This window comes from Acerihabitans sp. TG2, assembly GCF_035013185.1.
In the GTDB taxonomy this organism is placed as follows: Bacteria; Pseudomonadota; Gammaproteobacteria; order Enterobacterales; family Enterobacteriaceae; genus Acerihabitans.
This window is the reverse complement of sequence record NZ_JAYGJO010000062.1, coordinates 1-3,447: the sequence shown is the minus strand read 5'-3', so window position 1 is coordinate 3,447 and position 3,447 is coordinate 1. Positions and strand designations below refer to the sequence as shown.

Annotated in this window: 2 protein-coding genes; both read right to left on the bottom strand. The window is 55.8% G+C overall.

The annotated features are described in order from the left end of the window. The coding region (locus tag SJI19_RS24295) for a VRR-NUC domain-containing protein (RefSeq protein ID WP_323480809.1) at positions 1-1,161 on the bottom strand (1,161 nt) is incomplete at its 3' end. After that, positions 1,161-3,446, bottom strand: a complete 2,286-nt coding sequence (locus SJI19_RS24290) for a type VI secretion system tip protein VgrG (protein WP_323480808.1) — start codon at positions 3,444-3,446, stop codon at positions 1,161-1,163. The genes SJI19_RS24295 and SJI19_RS24290, both read right to left, overlap by 1 nt. Position 3,447 lies beyond the last annotated feature (1 nt).

The window sequence follows — 3,447 nt, the reverse complement described above, 5'->3', positions numbered from 1 at the left end:
GCCAACAGCAACCAGAACAATGCCGACCGGTTTAGCAATAATGGTCAGAACCTGTACCCAGTCCACCTGTTTGAGCATATCGAGTGTCATATCGGTCGCGTGTTGTATTTCAACCCACGCCGCCTTAATCTGGGCATCGGTCCAGGATGTAACATACTTACCGGTTTTGCTGGCCCATACCCAGAGCTGGTTTCCCTGTTGATACGCCCACTCACCGCTATCGTTAAGCCAGCCAGCCACTGAGTTCAGGGCCTGCTGGGTGTCTTTTGACAAGGCGTTCCAGCCTTCAGCTACACCACGGATAGCACCTTCGCTAAGATCCGAAACGGCTTTACCGGCGTAAGTCCAGGGTTCAATTCTGGCGGCAACGGGTGTTGATGGCGGACGTGGTATAAAAATCGGTGGGTAGAGAAACAGCGGCCAGTATTTTGCACCACTGGTCTTCCAGGTTTTCATCGTCACGTTGACCACCTGATCCACCCACTGCTGCTCTTGCGGGCGGCAGTCGTGGATCTCCAGAATGGTCATGCGATCTTCATGACCAACTCCACCGACAATCTTCATGTAATCTCTGTACTGTCCTTCACCTAAATCATCCTTTGGAAACTTCACCTCCACCAAACGGGCCAGGTTATCGACATGCATTTCGCCTTCGGTATCTGGCCCGGCCAGTCCCGGCCAGCGATCCTGTTTATCCTTAACGATAATCACATCCGGACGGCGGTAAATGCCCTTGCCGGGCAACGGGAAACGATTGGTGGTGTGGCGTCTGCCTGCGCCGTCCTTTTTCAGCAATGTACTGCTCAAAAAAGGACGCGGCGGCGTGGTTCGCATATCGAACGACACTTCAGACTTGTAATACCAGTAATAGTTACGGGCGATTTCATCGACCAGGATCAGACCACTCATCATGATCTGTTTCAGGTTCATCTGGTAGGTTTTGCCGTTATGGCGAACCGTTGCCGATATCTGGGGAAAACGCATAGCGTATTCCACCTTAATATGCAGATACTGGCGATTTTCGGTGGTTGGCAGCCGCGACTGCTTCTCCACCATTTCGATACCGGTTGTGGTGCAAGCCCATGATTGGTTATTCTTGCCGATGGAAATATCGGATGTATCAGCACCTGTCGGTGTATCGAGTGTATCGGGCAAGTCCATTATGATGTGATCTCCCTGAGTTCGGTTGCCAGTTGCTGCGTCTCTGTTTCACCCATAAACCACATCGTCTCTGCCGGCTGTGGCGCTGTGGTCAGAATATGCAGTTCCACATATTCCTGCTGGCGGGTATAAACCGGTACAGAGTGGCCTTGGTTATCGCTGTACCCGGTTGCAACCTGACCCGATGGGGTTGTCAGGCGATAAGGCGTATTGACCAGAATGTTACCCTGTTGGTCCTGTAGCTGATAAATAGCAGAGTAGATGTATGCTGTGCCCATGCGAGGCATGTTCATCGGCATACTCTGTGCGGCGGTGGTGGTCGTTCGTTCCACCCGGCGCAGATACCTGCCCGTGGTGCCGTATTCCACTTTGCCCTGCTCCAGTGTCAGGTAGCTCCCGCCGCCAATCAGCACAATGCGTTTTTTGCCGGTAAACGAGATATCGTCTTCTGCACTGAGAGTCAGTTTCTTCTCGGCAAACAGCCGCATATTGCCGTTCTGGGCCTGCATCTCGATGGGGCCTTCACCCGATTTCAGGCTCAGTTGTCCGGTTCGGGCAAACAGGCCAAGGTGGTCACCCGCTAGCGCGGTCATATTGCCCATCACACCCACGCTGATATCGCCCCCGGCATTGATGGCGACATGTTCAGCGGCGGCCAGTTGCAGATGTTCACCGGAAGTAAAGGCTATGCCCTGTGGGGCTGAGAAATGCAGGGTTTCGTTCAGCGGTTTCAGGCGCTGCGCAAACATCGCTAACTGGCTGGCAATATGCGCGTTAAGGGCCTGAGCCTGTGCTGCCGCCATGTTCAGTTGCTCTAGTTGTCGCCGGCAACGCTCGATTTCCTGCAGCGCCTGGTCCATATCCAGCACCGCTCCGGCGGCTTTTGGTTGCCCGTCGGCACTGATAAACAGCCCCTTCGCCACACGAATGACACCGTGCTCATCGGTTCTGAGTTCAAAACCGCTACCGCGCGGTTTTTCTTGTACGTCGGTGATCTGCCCCTGGTTAAGTTGGCTGGTCGCGAATGCTGTCCCCAGGTGGATATGCTCTTGGCCGCGCTGGTCTTGCATGCGCAGCTCATTACCCCCGGCCGTGCGCAGAATGTTCTGACTGCGGTTGTCACGGTTAACCACATCGCGGTGTCCTGAGTCGTGAAAGGCATGTGAGATGTACGGCAGGTCAATGTCACCGTTGCTGTAGGCGATGGCCACTTCGGTACCGTCGATAAGGGGTGTATGCCAGCCGTGGGTATCGCCGGTATAGGGTTTGGCCATGCGCAGCCACGGGTAAGCGTAGCCCGGCTCGACGTCGTCCAGAGTAAAATCCAGCCGCACTCGATAGCGGCCGTGCTCATCTAAATGAGCATAGATATCATGCGGGGTACGGCTTGCCACCCGCCCCGGCAACGTACCGTGAATTTCCGGGCGAGTCATTTCCGGCGGGCGAAAGCAGTATTCCTCACGGTACGGCATGCCCCATACCGACACCTGCAGCCGCGAATCGCGGGCACCTATAAATGATGTGAACGTGATGATCACGCCGTCGCTCAGGTCCTTGATATTCACACCTTGCGGGTCAAACACCTTTCCCGGACTTAACCAGTACGCATTACTGAACAGATGCACCCGGGCTGATTTGTTCAACTCGCGTTCATGATGGAGGCGGGCATAAAAAGCCCCGCTTTCCGTTGCCGGCTCTGGGTGGCTATCGTCCCCGGCCTCGCGGTAGGGCTCGGCGTAGCGGTAATGCTCGCCGGTAGTGACGGCAGGAGAACGCACGGAAACGGCGGCATCCATGGGCTCTGACGCAGTACGCGGATGGTGATCGCGGGTAGTGACTTTGCCCGGAACCACCTGGTGCCAGGTACGCACACCCCAGCAGCAGAGTTCTGCACCGTCATACAGGCCTGACGGCTCGTGATACGGCAGGGCACCATTAAAAAGATAGCGAAGCTGGCTGTCGCCAAACACCGTGACATCCAACTCGGTGGCATCGTTCATCTCCTGGCGGAACCAGATCCCGGTTTCCGCCAGAATTCGCTGGAGGAACTCAAGGTCGGTTTCGCGCCACTGGGTTATCAGCTCACGAACCGGATATTGACGGGACAGGGTAAATTCAAAGTCTGAGCCTTCCATACCATGAGCCCGCAGCACCAGTTCCACCACCTCCGGCACGGAGAGATGTTGGTAAAGGGCACAGTGACGGGTGCGGGACAACAAGGCCAGGCGGGATTCCAGCGTCGCGGCATAATGGGACTGGTCGGCGTGGGTAGCAAGCCATTCCAGG